This window comes from Thermococcus fumicolans, assembly GCF_055386755.1.
In genome coordinates this window covers 438,663-453,696 of record NZ_AP042424.1, presented here as the reverse complement: position 1 = coordinate 453,696, position 15,034 = coordinate 438,663, and the positions used below count along the sequence as shown (strand labels likewise).

Sequence of the window (15,034 nt, the reverse complement as noted above, 5' to 3'; positions counted from 1 at the left end):
GGGGGTTAAAAAGCTTAACCTCTAAGGGCCTCCTCCACCTTGAGGCGGTACTCCTTCTCGAGAAGCCCTGGGTTCGCGGACTTCAGGACGTCAAGCACGAAGTCGGACCCATCGCGGTACCACTCAACCACGGTCGTCGCTATCTCCTCGAACATCGGGAGGAAGCTCGGCTCGATGGTCTCCACCACGTCGCGGTTGACGAAGTAGAACGCTATCCTGGAGGTGTCGCCAACGAAGGACGAAACCGTCGTTAGGAAAGAGACCAGCTCCCTCCTGCTGAGGAGAGACAGCAGTTTGTGAACCCCAAGGACGGGGTTTATGTACTCCGTATCGACTTGGGGTACCCTCCTGACGGCATCGCGGTAGCTCCCTATCGGGATCGAGTACTTGTCCACCTCCAGCCTCCCGACGATCGTCCCCTCCTCCAGCTTCCCGCCCCCTATCTTGATAACCAGAACGTGACCCGGTTCGAACCCGAGAACCCTCATCCTGCCCACGAACTGGGGATAGGTGTCAAGGATGTCATCGATGAGCACGGGGTAGGATCCAGAGGCCGAGAACTCCTGGAGGAGATGGAACAGCACCTCTGGGTACGAGTCGGGTGGATACTCTATCACCACAGTCTCACCGAACTTCAGACCGGAAAAGAATGACGATAGCACCTCTGCCAAGGCTCCCACCCAGAAACATAATGGACGACAACCGTTATTAAGGTTTCCTTTCGACGTCGAGTATTCGAGGGCGGGTCGGGCTTATAAAGGGGAACCCCTAGGAGGGGACGGTGAGAGCATGGAGAAGATACTGAGGAAGACCGAGGAGATCGCGGGGAAGTACGGGATCGAGTACTTTGAAATAAGGATAGCGAGGGTCAGGGCTATATCGATATCCGTGCAGAACGGACAGCTGGAGGAGATCTCCGACAATTTCGAGACCGGAATAGGGGTGAGGGCATTCAAGAACGGGTGGGGCTTTTCGTCGGCCAACGACCTCTCAAGGGCCGAGAAGGTGATAGAGACAGCTATGAAGATAGCCAGACTCTCGAAGGGCCCCTCGAAGATCCACACGGGCGATCCGGTGGTGGACAGAGCGGAGATGCTCGGAAGGGTGAGCCTGGAAGACGTTGATATTGAGGAGAAGCTTAAACTGGCGGAAGAGACCAACAGGCTCCTCAGCGGAGAGGCCATAAAGAACAGGGGCACTACCTACGGGGAGGGCGTGAAAGAGGTAACCTACATGAACTCCCTAGGGAGCGAGATAACGAGCAGGGTATCCAGGGTCAGGCTGAGCATCTCGGCAACCGCGATGGGGAACGGCAGGGTTCAGGACTACTGGAAGAGCTTTGGTGGAACGGGCGGCTGGGAGATAATTGAGGGGATAGACATTGCTAAATGGACGGACTTCGTCTTCGAAAAGGCCAGGGCCCTTCTAAAGGCCGAGGCGCCGCCCTCCGGGGAGTTCGATGTTGTCATGGATCCCGAGCTGACGGGGGTCTTCATCCACGAAGCGGTTGGGCACGCGGCCGAGGCGGACGCTGTTAAGAACGGCGAGAGCATATTCGCGGGAAAGCTGGGGGAGAGGGTAGGGGCCGAGGAGCTGACCGTGGTGGACGACCCGACGCTACCGGGCAAGTTCGGCTCCTACGTCTACGACGACGAGGGGATTCCCGGGAGGAGGGTCGAGATAATCAAAAACGGAGTCCTAAACGCGTACCTCACCGACAGGGAAACTTCGGCAATTCTGGGCCTCGAACCCAACGGCCACGGCAGGGCCCAGAGCTACGCCCACCAGCCGCTGGTGAGGATGAGCAACACCTACGTTGAGGCGGGAACATGGAAGCCCGAGGAGATGTTCGAGGAGGTTAAACGCGGGCTCTACATGATCGGGGACAAGGGAGGAGAAGTTGACGTCGCAACGGGGACCTTCACCTTCGGTGCCAGGGAAGGCTACGTCATCGAGAACGGCGAGATAAAGGCCCACGTGAGGGACGTCGCCCTCTCAGGAAACCTCCTGGAGGTTCTGAAGAACATCAGGGCCATAGGAAGGGACGTCGAGGTCAGCTTCCCGGGCTACTGCGGGAAGGGGCAGTGGGTCCCGGTGGACGACGGCGGGCCCCACGTCCTCACGAGGGCCCTGGTCGGGGGCATGCGCTAAGCGTTTTCCGCTTTTTCCACGCTAACCTCTACGATCGCCCAGCCCCTCCACCCCACACCGGAGGCGACGATGTAGAGGTAGTAGGTCTTCCCCGGGGTTGCTCCAGAGGTGTCTATCCTAACTTCAAAGGTTCCGTTCTTTCCGGGCCCAACTTCGACCGTCCCGGGGGTTATCCTGACTTCCAGTCCAGAAACCGGCTTCAGTCTCTGCTCCAGACTGCTCCAGGCGTAAGAAACAAGAGCATCGGCCAGATAGGCTTTTAGCCTTACTTTCCCGCCGTAGTAGCCGGTGGTAGTGCTCCCGTTAGCGGAGGAGATCCCGTACTCCTTTGGGAAAACGATCCCATGGAGGGTAACCGTCCGGTTTGACGGAACCGTTAAGAGGTAGCGGGGACCCATCGCCTTTCCGTTCCCGATCAGGACGTTTTCAGCGTTGAACTCACCGTAGCCGGGATGCAGAGCTCGCGATCCCGTGGAAGTCCCTCTGGGGCCACCGCCGCATCCGCACCCCAGAACCAGGAGGAAAGCGATCGCCAGGACGAGCGGGATTACTTCCCTCATGACCACCACGGTTTTAGTTTCTCTCCCGACATTTATCGCTTTCCATAGCTTCAGCCTGATTTGAAGCCACCGGGTAAAAGTGTATATAGTTCAACGGTTCACTTATTATTTGGTGAGTGTCATGGCGATAGACGTTGACATTATCCAGGACGTGGAGACATTCCTGAGGAACCTCAACGGCTACGAACTCCTCAGCTACGCCATATGCAACGAGGACTGCGGCGCCGAGACATACGAGTGGCTGGCCGAGCGCGTGGAGGGCATTCTGGCGGACGAGTTTAGGCACCTGGCCAAGGAGAAGAGGAAGCACTCGGAACAGATGAGGGAGCTCTTCAAGAGGCTCTACCCGAAGATGGAGCCCCTGAAGTTCAACGCCCCTCCGCTGGACACGCTACCCATCTGCAGGGAGATGCTCAGAGTGGACGACGTCGAGAAGGCCTTGGCCCTGGCCCTGCTCTCGGAGGCCATAGGGAGGGACGTCTACAGGAAGCTAATGAGGATGACGAACGAGGAGGAGGTAGCCAAACTCTTCGGAGAGCTGGCGGAGATAAAGGAAGACGCGTACAAGAGACTCCTGGAGCTGTACGAGGCCCTGCAGACCTGAGTCGAATACCTTTTAAAGAAGTCCTCAAACCACGACCGGGTGGGCCGATGATAGAGAAGCTAATCAAGATGCTGGAGAAAAAGAACTACGAGTGGGAGGTCTACTGGGAGAGCGGGAGGAGCGGTTCGTTCAGGATAGAGAGGGAGAGGCTCGAAAGATCCCAGAGGAAGTTCTTCTCGGGCATAGGATTGAGGGTAGGGCTCAACGGGAGGAGTGGATTCTCATACGTCACCGGCATTAACCACGATGAGAAGGCCCTTGAGGATCTCGTTAAGAGGGCTGAAAAGCTCGCCAGGGTCGGCTCGGTTCCGTTCAAAGGGCTCCCCGGGGACGGGGGATTCCCCAAGGTCAAGGGGGTCTACGACAGGCGAGTGGAGGAGATCCCCTTTGAGGAGGCCCATGAAAAGGCCGAGGAGTACGCGGGAATGATGAGAGAGCTGAAGGATGAGAAAGGGAGCGAGTACACCTTCTCCGGTGGCCTCGGCCTGGCCTTCCTGCGCAGGGGCCTGGTGAACTCAAACGGCGTTGAGGTTGAAGAGACCAAGAGTGGCGTCTCCCTCTGGGCGTACGCGGTCAGGAAGGGGACGAGAACCGGGAACGGCTACTACTCGCAGAGCTACACCTCCCTGGACGGCCTTGGGGAGGCACGGGAAATCCTCAACAGGGCCCTCGACGACGCAGAAGCCAGCTACCGGGCGGAAAAGATAGATGGATTCACAGGGGAGGTTCTACTCGAACCCCCGGCGGTTCAGGCGCTGGTTTTCCTCTTCCTCGACAACCTCTACGGGGACAGCGTGTACTACGGGCGCTCGCGCTTCTCCGCAAAAAATAGAGAGGAGGCCGTTCTATCAGAGAAGATATCCATAACCGACGACCCGACGCTCGAAGCCTCCCCCGGGAGCTACTCCTTCGACGGCGAAGGTGCCCCGGGAAGGAGAAAGCCCCTAGTTAGAGAAGGGGTCCTGGAGAACTTCCTACTGGACTACACCTACGGGAGCTTCCTGAGGTTGGGGAGCACGGGAAACGCCGTCAGGGACTTCAGGACGGCGCCCCACATAGGGACAAGCAACATCATCGTTGAGCCTGGCGACGAGAAGCTAGGGGACTGGGAGGGGGTTGTAGTTTCTAAGGTCTTTGGGGAGCACACGGCGAACCCTGTCTCAGGGGACTTCTCGCTGACGGTCGAGCTGGGCTACGTTATCAAAAACGGGGAGGTCAGACCGTTTAAGGGCAACATGATAACAGGGAACGTCTTCGAGGCCCTGAGGAAGGTCTCGAGGGTCGGAAAAGATGTCGAGAGGAGGGGGGCTTTCCACTCCCCCGGTGTTGTCGTCGAGCTTAACGTGGTCTAGCGGACTATCATCGTGGGGACGCCGATCATCCCCACAACTTCCTCTAGCAGCGAGCCTATCCTCGTCTTCCCGCTCCTCCCGTAGGCACCCATGACGACGAGGGTGTAGTTCCCGGAGTTGGCCTCCTCAAGGATCTTATCCTTCGCCGAGCCCTCAACTATCCTGAAGGAGCAGTTCACGCCCTCCTCATGGCAGAGCTCCATGAGGCTTGTCATTATGTTCCTGATGCCCTTCTTCATCTCCTTCCATATCTCCTCCTCGAACTGCTCTATGTGCTCGAGCTTTTCGCTCAGCATGCTCAGGTTGAAGGCCATCGCCCTGGCCTCCCTCCTGTCGAGGACGGAGAATAGTATTACCTTCCCCCGCTTTCTCTTCGCTATGGCTATGGCGTGCAGGGCAGCCTTCTGGCTCCACTTGGAGCCGTCTATGAGGACGAGTATCTTAACTCCCATCTTCACACCCCCACGTAGCGCAGCCAGAGGAGACCCATTCCTGCGGCCACGGTCGCGAACATCACGGTAAGTCCCACCTTAAGGAAGTCGTTGAAGGTTATCCTTATCCCCTCCTTCCCGGCTATACCTATGACGACGACGTTGGCGCTGGCACCTATGGCTGTACCGTTACCGCCCAGGCACGCGCCGAGCGAGAGGGCCCACCACAGGGGGTAGGTGTTGAGCGAGCCACCCATGGCCTTTATGAGGGGTATCATCGTCGCGGTGAGGGGTATGTTGTCCACTATTGCCGAGGAGATAGCGGAGAACCACGTAATGATGACTATAGCTTCCCCCGTCGAGTGGACGTAGCCCATTATCCACAAAGCCACGTCCTGTATGGCCCCGGTCTCGACGAGGGAACCGACGATGATGAATAGGCCGACGAAGAAGAATATCGCGCTCCACTCAACCTTTTCGAGTATGCGATCAGGATCCTGCCCGCTCCAAATGAGGAGGAAAGAAGCCCCGCTGAGCGCCACCACAGCGGGCTCAAGACCCAGCCTGTCGTGGACGAAGAAGAGAACCACCACAGCTAGTATAACCACCAGAGACTTCCTGAAGAGGACGGGATCCTTTATCGCCTCCTCCTCGTCGAGACCCTCTATTATGGCCAGCAGCTTCTCCCTCTTAGCCGGGCTAACCTTCATGTCCCCCTTGTAGGCCAGGTATATGATGACAACGGTTATCAGGAGGTCGAGGAACGCTATCGGCCCCATGTTGACCAGGAAGTCGTTGAAGCTCAGCTTGGCGGCGGAGCCTATCATGATGTTGGGCGGATCGCCTATCAGGGTCGCAGTTCCGCCGATGTTCGAGGCGAAGACCTCCGAGAGGAGGAACGGAACGGGATCGACCTCCATCAGGCGGGTTATGTAGATGAGCATCGGGGTCAGTAGGAGTACGGTAGTGACGTTGTCGAGGATAGAGCTCACCAGTGCCGTCACCACTGAGAACAGGAGGAGGACCTTCATGGGGCTCCCTTTGGCGAGCTTTGCCGTCTTGATGGCTATGTACTCGAAGAGACCGCTTTCCTTAGCCGTGTTCACGACTATCATCATCCCGATGAGGAGGAATATGGTGTCGAGGTCCAGGTACTCCGGAATAGCGTCCCAGGGCACTACCCTAAGGAAGAGGATTACTGCCGCACCGAAGAGGGCAGCTACCGTCCTGTGAACGCGTTCGCTTATGATGAGGGCGTAGGTGAACAGGAACACCGCCACCGCTATGACCAGCTGGGCATCCATTGGATCACCTCCTCAGTAGACCACGACCGGTCCCTCGATGTGCTGAAGGATCTTGAGGACCACCGGGCTGGTGGGAGAGGTCTTGGTGGGTTCCGCGCCGAAGCTGCGGGAGATCACCAAGAGGTCGTACTTCCCGCCGGCCATTAGACCTATAACGTCATCGCTCTTGCTCCCGATTATGTGATCGCCCTCGACTTCAAGGCCAAGCTCCTCAAGTCTAGGGGCAAACTTCTGGACGACCTCACGGGCGAACCTGATCTTCTCCTCCCTGAGCCTCTCGGCCTCCTCCCTCCCGAGGGTCTGCTCTATAAGGCGAAGCGTCCTCTCCTCCGAAATGTAGACCAGCTTAATGGAGGCACCGTAGTAGGCGCTGAGGATATCGAAGAGCTCCTCGGGGATCTCTAGCGAGAACCTGTCTATCGGGAACAGGATGGAGCTGACCTCGGGGAGAACGAGCTCCTCGGGGAGGAGCAGAAACTCGCGGTAGCGCTTCGCTATCTGTTCGTACCTGTCCTCGGCTATGTTCTTGAACTTCCTCGAGATGATGCGGTTGAATATGTCCATCCCCATCCCCTTGGTGAGAACATATGAAGCGGCTTTAAGCATTTTGCTCAGAGCCGGCTTTTCAGAACCGTGTCACGAACCGAAACCCATTTAACACGACTGGCATCATTTTTTCCGGTGGTGAGAATGAAAAAAATCTACGGCATTGTCGCCATGATACTCCTCATTCTGGCCGCCGTTCCCCAAGCGGCGGCACAGTGCACGAGCGAAGGCCACACCGTCGTTCTAAAAGCACCCGCCGTCTCCAGAACCCCTGATGGAAGGCTCATTGGTGTAGCAACCGACTTCGTTGTTACAGTGAAGCCCGGAAGCGGCCACGTCTACCTAGAGACCTGGCCGTTGGCCGAGGTCGACATGCAGGCCAGCGCGAGGCTCGCGACGCAGATAGCTGGGGAGGTAACGGGGAAGGACATGAGCAAGTACGACGTCTTCATCCAGGTCAGGGCAGACACACCGATAATAGGCGGTCCCTCAGCGGGCGGCACCATGACGGTCGGGATAATAGCGGCCCTGGAGGGCTGGAAGGTCAGGAGCGACGTCATGATGACAGGAATGATAAACCCGGACGGAACGATAGGGCCTGTCGGCGGAATCCTTGAAAAGGCCGCCGCTGCGGCTTCAGTGGGGGCAAAGCTCTTCCTCATACCAGAGGGCCAGAGGATACAGGTCGTCCAGGAGAACCAGCAGAGGAACATAGGCGGCATCGTCCAGATAACAACGAAGACCGAGAAGGTCGACGTTGTGAAGTACGCGAAAGACCGCTGGGGGCTTGAGGTCAAGGAGATAAGCGACATCTACGACGCCGTCTACTACTTCACGGGCCACAGGCTGCAGAAGCCCCAGGTTCCGGGGGTCATAAACATCGACACCTCCTTCCTCAAGGGGGACGCCGAGAAGGACTACCAGAACACGACGGACTACTACAACTCGGTTCTCCAGAAGCTCAAATCTAGCAACGTCGACTACGCCACCTACACCACCCTGAAAGAAGCCCTGGACCAAGCCAAGTCCATCCTCAACGGTGCCAAAAAGGCACTCGACAGCGGCATGTACTACACCACCCTCAGCAAGGACTTCCAGGCGAGGATAGTCATAAGGCACGTCGACTGGTACATAGGCCTCCAGAGTGCCCAAGACGTGGGGAATCTCCTGACCAGGGTTAACGGTTACATAAACTCGACCGAGGCCTTCGTCTCAGGCAAGGAGATAAGGGGCATCACAATGCTCCAGGCCATAGCCGCGGCGGAGGAGAGGGTGGAGGAGGCCAAGGACATCCTCCAAGATGCGTGGAAGGACTTCTACAACGCGGACTACTGGGACGCCGTTGGGAACGCCGCTTATGCTTACGAGAGGGCCGACACGGCGCGCTTCTGGGCGAGCCTCGGGGAGCGCTTCGCCAAGGGGGACGTGATAGAGAGGGACGAGCTCAAGGACACGGCCAGAAACTACATAGATGAGTCCAGCCTGATAGCGACCTACATCGAGTCAATGTACGGTAACGTAATCGGCAACAGCCTGAGCGACACCATCCAGAAGGCCGAGGAGTACTACAACGACGGCAAGTACTCGGCGGCGATATTCACGGCCATGGAGGCCAGGGTGAGGGGAGAGGTCTTCCTTGACACCCTGGCGATAGACAACACCACGATACTCAGGGACAAGCTCAAACAGATGAAGAACGCCGCAAAAGCGGCCATATGGCTGGCCCAGAGCAAGGGCGTGACACCGCTCCTGGCGATGGCCTACTACGAGTTCGCCGAGAGCTACGAGAACGGGAGCACCCTCGACGACCTCCAGAACGCCATGATATTCTACCAGTACTCGAGGGAGAGCGCTGGAGTGTTCCTGATGAACATAAAAGCCCCGGCCGAGCCCTCCCAGAGCTGGACCAACCCGATAGCCCCAGTTAACACCACCACAACTCCCGAAACGTCAACTTCCTCCGGAACAAGCAGCTCCAGCACGGGGGTAACTTCCCTCTGCGGCCCGGCCTTTTTAGTGGGCCTTACCCTAATCCCGCTCCTCCTCAGGAGGCGCCGTTAGGGGGGCCCCAACGCCCCTCCTTTTTAACAGTTCAACCTCCCACTCGGCCAGACTGGGGCAAACCGTGCACCCGAGTCTATAAAAGCCCTCGTAGTACAGCGGGTGAAGCTCGACCCCCTTCGAGAGGATGTAGAGCTGGACCATGAACCCGCTCCAGAACTTAACTGGCATCACCTCCTTGAAAACGCCGAAGGGGGTTTTCCTCTCGATCACCGGCGGCTTCAGCCTCCTTCTAGCGCTCTCCCCATCCCTGTCACCCACGACGAGAACCGGGTTTTCAAACTCGCTCGCCACCTTGTAGAGGGCCTCCACCTTCATCCTCGTGCACCAACGGTTCGAGTGAGTGGGAAAGCCGTACCTGTCGATGGGCATCGGGACGTCCACCCTCACGAGCTCAACGCCGAGCCTCTTGGAGAGCCTCTCGACGTACTCGTCCGTCAGGGGCATCTCGTACTCCATCCGGACATAAACGGCCGTGACCTTTCCAAAGGCCTCCTTCGCCAGTATCAGGGCGGCCGTTGAGTCCTTACCTCCGCTCCAAGGGACCACGACGTCGTGATCCCCGAAGTTCTCGAGGAAGGCCCTGCTGGCCCGGGCGAACGCTTCCACGTAGTCCCTGTTGGCCTCGAGGATGGACTCCAGGGGAACGTCCTCCGCACATGGGCACTTCCATAGAACCTCGGTCGGAAAGCCGAGCTTCTTGCTGACCTCGGCAACTTTGTTGGGGCCCGAGAAGTAGACTTCCTGGTTCATCCGCTTCCTCAGAACCAGGGAGTTATCACCGAGCTCAACGCCGAGGATCTCCCGCATAGCCCTCCTAAAACCGTCCCCCACCGCCAGGTACACGTCGTAGTCTGGGTTCAGCTCGATCCCGAAGGGGTTCCGGGGGTTCAGGGAATAGGCGTTTCTCCACTCCATCCCGAGCCTGAAGCGGGCCTTTATCTCCTCTATGTTGGAGTAGAGCTCGTCAACGCGCATGTTCCTGACCCTCTTAGTCCTCAGGAGCCTCGCGTAGAAGGGTTTGCCCCCCTCCTCAAGGAGGGGGAGGAGGTCGTTCATGAGCTCGCCCTCGCTCCTCCCGAGGAGCAGAACGGGTACGTAAGGTCCTTTCAGTACCTCCTCAAGCCTGTCCACTACCTCCTCAGCTCTTCTACCGCCGCCAAGGCTCTCAACCCTGAGGAATCCCCCGTAGTTCCTCTCGTTTATGTACTGGAGGGCCTTCGCATCCTTTCTGGCCCTGGCTATGAGGACGAACATGGAAGGGTTTTTATGCCGGGACTTAAAACCCTTGCCGGTGATGCTCATGCCCTACCTGATAATCGAGCACCTCGAGGAGATAAGCGAGTGGCTCTGGCTCGAGTACAGCCACGTGAGCGAGTGGTGGAAGGACAGGCTGATCTTCACGAACGTCCGCGAAGACGAGAAGGAAAAGCTCGCGAAGCTTGGGAGCGTCATAACCGAGAGCGTCACGCGCTTTCCCTTCGACCGCTCGAAGGTCATAGTCCTCGACCTCCAGGCGGAGGATGAGCTCAAGCCCGAGGACATAGACGAGGACACGATGATAGTTGTCGGCGGGATCCTCGGAGACGCGGTTCCGAGAGGCAGGACGAAGGAGTTCATAACTTCGAGGATGGAGGGCGTTAAGGTAAGGCACATTGGAAAGCCCCAGTACTCGATAGATGGGGCAAGCATAGTGGCGAAGCTCATAGCGGACGGGAAGAGACTGGAAGAAATCGAGTACGAGGAGAACCCGACGATTAAACTGGACGAGTTCAGCGAGATAACGCTCCACTACGCGGTGCCGAAGCTGGACGGGAAGCTCTTACTCACGCCAGGCCTCATAGACCTCCAGAGGAGGGAGCTCGGCTACACAGACGCAGATGAGGAGATAAGCGACGAGGAGCTTGAGGCCTTCTTCGAGGGGAATGGAGAGTTAAGGTGAGGCCGTTGGAAGTTCCCAGTGAGCTTGAGAAAAATCCTTGAAGTGCTTGAGGCAGCTGGTGCCAAAGCGTATCTAATAGGCGCCGCGCCCTCCTGATGTACGAGACCATAACAAGAACAACGAAGGACATCGACGTGATGATAACAGTTGAAGATCTAAAGACGTTGAGGGAAACTCTAACTGAGGAGCTCAGAAAGCGCGGATTTATAGTTCAGTGGAGATCATGGGGTCTGCTCGTGAAGTCAAAGAGAGGCCTTGAGATTGATCTAAACACTCCCATGCTGCTCCTTGATGAAGAGTTCCAAAGGAGGGCAAGGAAAATTTATAGAAACCTTTACCTCCCTTCGCTGGAGGATCTAATAGTGACCAAACTGATGTCCCTTGAAAGGAAAGACTACGGGGACATTAAGGAAGTTTTTAAATTGGCAGGGAAGATAGATTTTAAGTACCTGTTGCAAGCGGATACAGCAGGCAAACCTTAAGAGGGAGTTCAACAGAATCGCAAAACGGATAGGTGTACCAACATGCTAAAGCTCCACTGGATAATGCCAAAAGAGGTTATTAGGATTCTCTCAAAGCACGGCTTTCGGTTAGTTGGCCCCTGGAGAGAGTACTACCTTCTTAGGGGGAACGCGCTCCTGATAAGGGAGCTCCAGCTAAAGATAACCTTCAGGGGAAAGGATAGGGGCGTCGTGGACGAGCTCAGGCCCTTTACTTCCCGTGTGATTGAGAGTAAGAACAGGGCATCGATAAAGCTGAAGGAGAGCAGGCACTGGATTGTCGTGGAGTTTGAGGAATAGAAAAGGATGTGGTCCTCAATCCCCTCCGGTTTTCTTTAAAAACCTATCAAGCAGGTCAACGTCTCCCTTCCTGGGCCAGGTTATACCCAGTGAGCGCACGCGGACAAAGGCAAAGCCTGCGTGGATGCGCACAAGCCCCCTGATAACCCTCCGCGCAGACATCATGACATCACCGTAGAATTTTGGATCATGTGACTTAAAAAGATTTCCACGGGTGAGAGGATCAATGAAAGAGCCGAAGAATATGGTTTTTGCATCAGGGTATCGCCCTTATACCCTCACAACCTCCAGAGCCCAAGCTTTTCCCCGCAAAGCCCGATCACCTTGACCCAAACAGCTTTTCAATTTCCTCCCAAACCTTCGTCCTGTCAGCCTTATCGACGACCAGGAAGATCTCCTGAACGGAACCGTCGCTCTTGGCGACAAGCTTTAGGCCAGTCTGAGTTTCTCGCGTCACCTTAATCTCGAAGCCCCTCGAATCGCTCGCGTATATCCTTCCCGGGATTACCTTCTTGACACTGGAGATCGAGGCTATCTCCTCGAGCGGTTTCTCAAGTCCCTTGAGGAAGTGGTGCTCCCGCTTGACGCCTTTTTTGAAGTGCTTGGGCATGGAGAAAAGTTGGAGGGAGAGTTTAAAAGTTAAGCCCTCTTCCTCACCTTAACCGCGACGCCCTTCTTCGAACGAACCATCTCCTCTCCAGACAGAACGGCCTTTCCAACACCAACGACCTTCTCATCGCGGACTACGCCCACGATGTCTTCCGGCCTAATCCTCTCGTCGGCCTCGTCAACGCCGATTGCGAAGACGTCGCCGCGGAGCTCGAAGTCCACCTTGACCCAGTATGCCTTGAGGGCGTCGTATATCCTCTGCATGCCAAAGGGCGTGACGCTTATGACGCCGTCCTTGAAGGTTCCGGTCTGCTGGTTGTCCACAAAGAGGCGGAGCATCTTCGAGCCCTTGACCTTTCCGTTCTCCGGGAGAACGGCCTCTCCCGCTCCTGCGCCAAAGTAGAAGTCGAAGACCTTCCTTATATTCTCAAAGTAGCGGTATGTCCTGTCCTCCTTGGTCCCCTCAAGCCGGAACTCCTTGAGAGTCTCGGTGAGCGATTTCAGGCTCTCCTTGCTTGTAGTTCCGTTCTTAACTTCCGTGAAGACTATCTCCCTTCCACTCAGTTCACTTGCAAGCTTCGCTATCTCGACGTAGGCCTCGTCGAGGTGGGCTATGATGGGCACGTCCTTCGGATACTTCTCGAGGGTCTTGGCAAGCAGTTCAGCGGCCGGTTTTATCTCCTCCTCGCCCCAGTGACCGGTGACGACTATGTCGTATTTGGCCAGCCACTCCCATTCGCGCGGGACGACGCCGAATGGTGAAGTGAGGATTAGCTCGTGGACTCTGGAAACACCGGAGCCAAGGGCCTCTTTCATAGCTTTCCTGTAGAGTGTATGAGAGCGGGAGAAGGAGTAGGGCTTCTTGGCGGAGCAGGGGAAGAGGAGCACAAGCTCGGTGTTCTTGGGCGGGAGGAAGCGCTCGATAACGCGGGAGTGCCAGCGCTTTACCTCAGGCCTTCTTATCGAGGCGTCGCTTATGAAATAGACGGTCTCTTTCTGAATTGGCGTGTACTTCTCGAGGTAATTCCCGTGCTCCATGTCGGCTATCCTCAGTATTCCCGCGTGGTACTGGGTGTGGAAGAAGTTCTCAACGAGGTAGCGGAGCTTCCCGCTTTCGAGAGCCTTCCTGACCTCTAAGATTGTCCTCCTCGCGAACTCGATGGAATTCGGAGTATCGCTCCAGAGGAAGGGGCTGTACTGGGTGAAGCCCTTCCCCTCGAAGTCGTAGAGCTTGAGCGAGCGCGTATCAAAGGCATCAACGCCGAGGTAAACGGCCAGCGGGTAGAAGAAGGGCTCCAGATCGGCTATTATCATGACGTTGGGGAACCTCTCGCGGAGCTCGCGGAGGATTTTAACGAAGTAGCGGTACTCCTTGATTAGAATCTTCGAGTTGCCGAGGTAGACGGCGTCAAAGTTGTACCGCTCGATTATCTTGAAGAACTCGTCAAGGTACTCGGTTCTCCTCAAGGCCGGCAGATAGAAGGCGTTGAAACCCTCGTAGTTCACGCTCCAGAGCCTTCCAATTGCCTTTTCTATAACCTCGCCCGGCGTGTAGAAGCCGAGGGGGATGGAGGGAGCCAGGTTGAAGTCGTAGTCGCCGGGCTCGTCCGGGTGGAAGAAGGAGTTGAACGGGGAGAGGGTGAAGTCTACCCCTGCTAAAGCGGGGGTTCTGAATGAGTGCTCCCCCAACCTAACCAGGCCCAGTCTTCCTGGTCCTTCGTGCCTAAGGACTTCCATAGCAAGGCCTCAGACGAGGTTGTACCTCTGGAGGAGGAGCAGCTCGTCCAGGGTGAGCTTCTCACCCTTCTTGAACTTCTCGAGCGCTTCAACGGCCTTCTCGAAGCTGCTGTCCTTCCTGGCCCTCATCCTGGCGACGAGCCTGTAAGCTATGAGCTCCTTGTGCTTCTCGTCGTACTCCTGTATCTTCCTCTCGAGCTCGCGGAGCTCCCTCCTGACCTCCCTGACCTTCTCGCGGAGCTCGACGACCTTGGCGTGGTACTCGTCGGCTTCCTTCTTGACCTCGTCGGCCTGGTTGAAGGCCTTGATCATCATCTCGTGGAACTGCTGGCTCTGGTTTGCCAGCTTCTGTATCTCGAGGCTTATCGCCCTCCTGGCCTTCTTGAGCTGGTCGACCTTCTTCCTGGTCTCGACGAGCTTCTTGTGGAACCTGTCGGCCTGCTGGATTATCTCGAGCTCTGTCGCCAAAACCTGTATCTGATCCACTATCTGCTTCTCCCTCTCGGGCGTTATCTTGGGGTTGGTCTGGAGCTCCCACTCGAGCTTCTCGATCTTCTCCTGGATTTTAGCGGCGGGCATGTTGAGTCTCCTAAGCTGGTTGTACTCGTCCCTCTTGGTGCGGTACTCGAGTATCTCCTGATAGAGGAGGTCGAGTTTAGCGTTAATCTCCTCACGGTTCTTTTTAAGGGCCTGTATCTGGGCATTTATCTCATCGCGCTTGGCCTTGTACTCTCTGCCCTTCTGGCGGAGCTGCTGAACCTCCTTGTTCTTCTCGTCCCTCTTGACTATCCAGCTCTGGAGCTCCTTTTCGAGCTCGTCGAGCTTGGCCCTAATCTCACTCCTCTCCTTTTCAAGGGCCTCGATTTCCTTCTTGATCCTCTTTATTTCCTCTGGATCCACTTTGACCGTTGGCATCGCTCTTACCCCTCTCCATTTT

Annotated in this window: 17 protein-coding genes; 7 read left to right on the top strand and 10 right to left on the bottom strand. The window is 56.7% G+C overall.

The annotated features are described in order from the left end of the window. Positions 1 to 14 precede the first annotated feature (14 nt). The gene (locus ACZ5AM_RS02485) at positions 15 to 680 is read right to left on the bottom strand and encodes a DUF257 family protein (RefSeq protein ID WP_464915363.1); all 666 of its coding nucleotides are present in this window, start codon (positions 678 to 680) and stop codon (positions 15 to 17) included. Between the two features lie 109 nt (positions 681 to 789). Between ACZ5AM_RS02485 and ACZ5AM_RS02480 the strand changes: the two genes are divergently transcribed. Then, entirely contained in the window at positions 790 to 2,151 is a 1,362-nt protein-coding gene (locus ACZ5AM_RS02480; protein ID WP_464915362.1) for a TldD/PmbA family protein, read from the top strand. Here the strand turns inward: ACZ5AM_RS02480 and ACZ5AM_RS02475 are convergent. After that, on the bottom strand, positions 2,148 to 2,717 hold the full coding sequence (locus ACZ5AM_RS02475; protein WP_464915361.1) for a hypothetical protein: 570 nt from the start codon (positions 2,715 to 2,717) through the stop codon (positions 2,148 to 2,150). The genes ACZ5AM_RS02480 and ACZ5AM_RS02475 overlap by 4 nt on opposite strands. 115 nt (positions 2,718 to 2,832) lie before the next feature. Here ACZ5AM_RS02475 and ACZ5AM_RS02470 point away from each other — a divergent pair, with 115 nt between their 5' ends. Further along, positions 2,833 to 3,315 (top strand): ferritin family protein, encoded by a 483-nt coding sequence (locus tag ACZ5AM_RS02470; RefSeq protein WP_464915902.1) that lies wholly within the window; start codon positions 2,833 to 2,835, stop codon positions 3,313 to 3,315. A 47-nt stretch (positions 3,316 to 3,362) separates the two neighbouring features. Further along, positions 3,363 to 4,667, top strand: a complete 1,305-nt coding sequence (locus tag ACZ5AM_RS02465; RefSeq protein WP_464915360.1) for a TldD/PmbA family protein — start codon at positions 3,363 to 3,365, stop codon at positions 4,665 to 4,667. Here ACZ5AM_RS02465 and ACZ5AM_RS02460 read toward each other — a convergent pair. The 3 genes from ACZ5AM_RS02460 to ACZ5AM_RS02450 are packed head-to-tail and all read right to left on the bottom strand — an operon-like array spanning position 4,664 to position 6,972. Beyond that, positions 4,664 to 5,119 carry a universal stress protein gene (locus ACZ5AM_RS02460; protein WP_464915359.1) on the bottom strand — a complete coding sequence of 152 codons (456 nt, stop codon included), beginning with the start codon at positions 5,117 to 5,119 and terminating at the stop codon, positions 4,664 to 4,666. The two genes, ACZ5AM_RS02465 and ACZ5AM_RS02460, sit on opposite strands and share 4 nt — an antisense overlap. 2 nt (positions 5,120 to 5,121) lie before the next feature. Then, entirely contained in the window at positions 5,122 to 6,402 is a 1,281-nt protein-coding gene (locus ACZ5AM_RS02455; protein ID WP_464915358.1) for an ArsB/NhaD family transporter, read from the bottom strand. 12 nt (positions 6,403 to 6,414) lie between these two features. Further along, on the bottom strand, positions 6,415 to 6,972 hold the full coding sequence (locus tag ACZ5AM_RS02450) for a universal stress protein (protein WP_464915357.1): 558 nt from the start codon (positions 6,970 to 6,972) through the stop codon (positions 6,415 to 6,417). Between the two features lie 120 nt (positions 6,973 to 7,092). Between ACZ5AM_RS02450 and ACZ5AM_RS02445 the strand changes: the two genes are divergently transcribed. Continuing rightward, positions 7,093 to 9,009 carry a S16 family serine protease gene (locus ACZ5AM_RS02445; RefSeq protein ID WP_464915901.1) on the top strand — a complete coding sequence of 639 codons (1,917 nt, stop codon included), beginning with the start codon at positions 7,093 to 7,095 and terminating at the stop codon, positions 9,007 to 9,009. On the opposite strand, the gene ACZ5AM_RS02440 is transcribed toward ACZ5AM_RS02445, so the two are convergent. Next, positions 8,977 to 10,266 carry a phosphoadenosine phosphosulfate reductase domain-containing protein gene (locus tag ACZ5AM_RS02440; RefSeq protein WP_464915356.1) on the bottom strand — a complete coding sequence of 430 codons (1,290 nt, stop codon included), beginning with the start codon at positions 10,264 to 10,266 and terminating at the stop codon, positions 8,977 to 8,979. The two genes, ACZ5AM_RS02445 and ACZ5AM_RS02440, sit on opposite strands and share 33 nt — an antisense overlap. A 46-nt stretch (positions 10,267 to 10,312) precedes the next feature. Between ACZ5AM_RS02440 and ACZ5AM_RS02435 the strand changes: the two genes are divergently transcribed. From ACZ5AM_RS02435 to ACZ5AM_RS02425, 3 genes are all read left to right on the top strand, one after another. Further along, a complete protein-coding gene (locus ACZ5AM_RS02435) occupies positions 10,313 to 10,951 on the top strand; it encodes a hypothetical protein (protein WP_464915900.1) in 639 nt (212 codons plus the stop codon). Between the two features lie 95 nt (positions 10,952 to 11,046). Beyond that, the gene (locus ACZ5AM_RS02430) at positions 11,047 to 11,433 is read left to right on the top strand and encodes a DUF6036 family nucleotidyltransferase (RefSeq protein WP_464915355.1); all 387 of its coding nucleotides are present in this window, start codon (positions 11,047 to 11,049) and stop codon (positions 11,431 to 11,433) included. 42 nt (positions 11,434 to 11,475) lie between these two features. Further along, complete coding sequence (locus ACZ5AM_RS02425) at positions 11,476 to 11,751, top strand: hypothetical protein (RefSeq protein ID WP_464915354.1); 276 nt, start codon at positions 11,476 to 11,478, stop codon at positions 11,749 to 11,751. Positions 11,752 to 11,766: 15 nt separating this feature from the next. Here ACZ5AM_RS02425 and ACZ5AM_RS02420 read toward each other — a convergent pair whose 3' ends face one another. The 4 genes from ACZ5AM_RS02420 to ACZ5AM_RS02405 form a co-directional block, all read right to left on the bottom strand. Further along, a complete protein-coding gene (locus tag ACZ5AM_RS02420) occupies positions 11,767 to 11,916 on the bottom strand; it encodes a hypothetical protein (protein ID WP_464915353.1) in 150 nt (49 codons plus the stop codon). 154 nt (positions 11,917 to 12,070) lie between these two features. Continuing rightward, entirely contained in the window at positions 12,071 to 12,361 is a 291-nt protein-coding gene (locus ACZ5AM_RS02415) for a DUF2103 domain-containing protein (protein ID WP_464915352.1), read from the bottom strand. Positions 12,362 to 12,390: 29 nt separating this feature from the next. Beyond that, a complete protein-coding gene (gene arcS / locus ACZ5AM_RS02410; protein WP_464915351.1) occupies positions 12,391 to 14,097 on the bottom strand; it encodes an archaeosine synthase subunit alpha in 1,707 nt (568 codons plus the stop codon). A 9-nt stretch (positions 14,098 to 14,106) separates the two neighbouring features. Then, positions 14,107 to 15,012, bottom strand: coding sequence for a coiled-coil protein (locus ACZ5AM_RS02405; RefSeq protein WP_464915350.1), 906 nt, complete (start codon positions 15,010 to 15,012; stop codon positions 14,107 to 14,109). Positions 15,013 to 15,034 lie beyond the last annotated feature (22 nt).

What these genes read in the sequence shown, in the direction of transcription:
- arcS (WP_464915351.1), bottom strand. Translation starts at nt 14,097, where the DNA reads ATGGAAGTCCTTAGGCACGAAGGACCAGGAAGACTGGGCCTGGTTAGG.
- ACZ5AM_RS02430 (WP_464915355.1), top strand. Translation starts at nt 11,047, where the DNA reads ATGTACGAGACCATAACAAGAACAACGAAGGACATCGACGTGATGATA.
- ACZ5AM_RS02435 (WP_464915900.1), top strand. Translation starts at nt 10,313, where the DNA reads ATGCCCTACCTGATAATCGAGCACCTCGAGGAGATAAGCGAGTGGCTC.
- ACZ5AM_RS02470 (WP_464915902.1), top strand. Translation starts at nt 2,833, where the DNA reads ATGGCGATAGACGTTGACATTATCCAGGACGTGGAGACATTCCTGAGG.
- ACZ5AM_RS02480 (WP_464915362.1), top strand. Translation starts at nt 790, where the DNA reads ATGGAGAAGATACTGAGGAAGACCGAGGAGATCGCGGGGAAGTACGGG.
- ACZ5AM_RS02440 (WP_464915356.1), bottom strand. Translation starts at nt 10,266, where the DNA reads ATGTTCGTCCTCATAGCCAGGGCCAGAAAGGATGCGAAGGCCCTCCAG.
- ACZ5AM_RS02415 (WP_464915352.1), bottom strand. Translation starts at nt 12,361, where the DNA reads ATGCCCAAGCACTTCAAAAAAGGCGTCAAGCGGGAGCACCACTTCCTC.
- ACZ5AM_RS02445 (WP_464915901.1), top strand. Translation starts at nt 7,093, where the DNA reads ATGAAAAAAATCTACGGCATTGTCGCCATGATACTCCTCATTCTGGCC.
- ACZ5AM_RS02405 (WP_464915350.1), bottom strand. Translation starts at nt 15,012, where the DNA reads ATGCCAACGGTCAAAGTGGATCCAGAGGAAATAAAGAGGATCAAGAAG.
- ACZ5AM_RS02425 (WP_464915354.1), top strand. Translation starts at nt 11,476, where the DNA reads ATGCTAAAGCTCCACTGGATAATGCCAAAAGAGGTTATTAGGATTCTC.
- ACZ5AM_RS02455 (WP_464915358.1), bottom strand. Translation starts at nt 6,402, where the DNA reads ATGGATGCCCAGCTGGTCATAGCGGTGGCGGTGTTCCTGTTCACCTAC.
- ACZ5AM_RS02465 (WP_464915360.1), top strand. Translation starts at nt 3,363, where the DNA reads ATGATAGAGAAGCTAATCAAGATGCTGGAGAAAAAGAACTACGAGTGG.
- ACZ5AM_RS02460 (WP_464915359.1), bottom strand. Translation starts at nt 5,119, where the DNA reads ATGGGAGTTAAGATACTCGTCCTCATAGACGGCTCCAAGTGGAGCCAG.
- ACZ5AM_RS02420 (WP_464915353.1), bottom strand. Translation starts at nt 11,916, where the DNA reads ATGATGTCTGCGCGGAGGGTTATCAGGGGGCTTGTGCGCATCCACGCA.
- ACZ5AM_RS02450 (WP_464915357.1), bottom strand. Translation starts at nt 6,972, where the DNA reads ATGGGGATGGACATATTCAACCGCATCATCTCGAGGAAGTTCAAGAAC.